The 1,762-nt window shown below is 39.7% G+C and carries 3 protein-coding genes; 2 read left to right on the forward strand and 1 reads right to left on the reverse strand.

Going from position 1 to position 1,762, the window contains the following annotated elements:
• Window positions 1-516, forward strand: a 516-nt coding sequence (locus ACW12G_RS07850) for a cation transporting ATPase C-terminal domain-containing protein (RefSeq protein WP_455647705.1), incomplete at its 5' end; no start/stop codon positions are given.
• 6 nt (window positions 517-522) lie between these two features.
• Window positions 523-966, forward strand: coding sequence for a hypothetical protein (locus ACW12G_RS07855; RefSeq protein ID WP_029509582.1), 444 nt, complete (start codon window positions 523-525; stop codon window positions 964-966).
• Between the two features lie 146 nt (window positions 967-1,112).
• Here ACW12G_RS07855 and ACW12G_RS07860 read toward each other — a convergent pair whose 3' ends face one another.
• Window positions 1,113-1,589 carry a YSIRK-targeted surface antigen transcriptional regulator gene (locus ACW12G_RS07860; protein ID WP_253269609.1) on the reverse strand — a complete coding sequence of 159 codons (477 nt, stop codon included), beginning with the start codon at window positions 1,587-1,589 and terminating at the stop codon, window positions 1,113-1,115.
• Between the last annotated feature and the right edge of the window lie 173 nt (window positions 1,590-1,762).

Below are 1,762 nucleotides of genomic sequence, written 5' to 3' on the forward strand. Positions count from 1 at the left end.
GATACCTTACCAGCGATTGCCTTAGGTCTTGAACCAGCGCAAAAAGATGCGATGACGAAGAAACCACGTGGTCGTGGTGCTAGCTTCTTGTCGGGTGGTGTTGGCCCAGCCATTATTTGGCAAGGTATCTTACAGGCTGTAATCGTGTTATCAGTTTACGGCTTCTCATTGGCTTATCCGGTGCATGCCGGTGAAACAGCGGCGCACCAAGATGCCCTAACCATGTCATTTATGACACTTGGTTTGATGCAAATGTTTAACGCGATCAACGTGAAGTCAGTTTATGGATCAATGTTAGGCCCACAAGCCTTCCGTAATAAGTTATTCAACTGGGCTTTGGTTGGCTCATTGGTTGTGATGGCGGCAGTTGTTGTGATTCCGCCATTGAATCCTATCTTCCATGTCTCACACTTGGATGCTTACCAATGGGCAGTTGTCTTAGTTGCTGGAATTAGTATCATTCTGATCGTTGAACTGGTAAAATTAGTACAGCGAAAAATTTTCAAAAAAGGATAAGAGACATTGCCAAAATTTAATCCAAAACAAGCCCAAATTTATATTCAAACATTGCAAAATGTTTTGACGAATACGGAAGATACTGCAACACGCGTTTCACCTTTCTTTACAAAGTTAGATGATGCCAAGGAAGCAGGTCAAATTGCTGATATTCCTGCTGCAGAATTTGCTGAAATTAAAGCCGAATTCGAAGATGCGGTGGCAAACTACAAGGCCAATGCGGCACAATTAAATGCTGCTTCAGCACCAGTACGTTTGTTAGGCGTGCACAAGTCACTGGCAACGGCGTACACGAAGTATGCCGAAGCGACGCAACTAATGGCTGATGCCGTGGTTGTGGCTGATCAAAGTGTGGATGCTGATAAGTATGCCCAATCTGAAGAAGAACAAGGTATTTATTTAGAAAAGATTCATGCAGCCGTAGCCAAGATTATGAACGCTAATTTGTAATCAAAAAGCCGACGATGTAAAAATATAACAAAAGCCCGTTAAGTTAACGATAACGTTTAACTTAACGGGCTTTTGTTATGATTAAGTTTGAGTATGATATGTTGATTGAAAAACAATACAACACTTAAATCACTACCAAGCGAAATCTATTCAACTACAGCTACTGCCAGTGCTTGTTGGTACTGTTTTGGGGTCTGACCCACAAATTTTTTAAAGACGCGTGAAAAATGGGAAGCATCTGTAAAGCCTAACGTATAGGCAATTTCGCCTGTTGGAATATTGGAGTTGATCATGAGTTTGGCTTCCGCAAGTTTGCGATTGGTGATAAAATCTTGGACTGTTGAATCCAGTTCGGACTTAAAAAGTGTCCGTAATTTGGACTCACTAATATTAAACTGACGTGCTAACTCTTTCACTTTGATGGGACGATAAACGTTTGCATTAATATACTGAATGATAGAGGTGATGAATGGTGACAAGTGTTTTGATGAGATCTCATGAATCTTATTTGTATAATACACGATGGCTGCATCACGAACCTGTAGAATTTCATCTAAAGTGGTCGTTAATTCAGTTTTTTTAATAAATAAATCACGACTACTGTAGGCTGTGATAATATCCATTCCGCATTCAATACCAGTTTGCGATAGTTTTTCGAACACGATGTTTGAATAATTTTTTTTTTGAACGTAAAGTATCACCGGTGACTGTTGGAATAACACCATTACTAAGTTTAAAGACCATATCTCGTAATTTATTTACTTCACCATTCCGAACGTAATCAAGTATTTTATGT

Source organism: Leuconostoc sp., assembly GCF_965300815.1.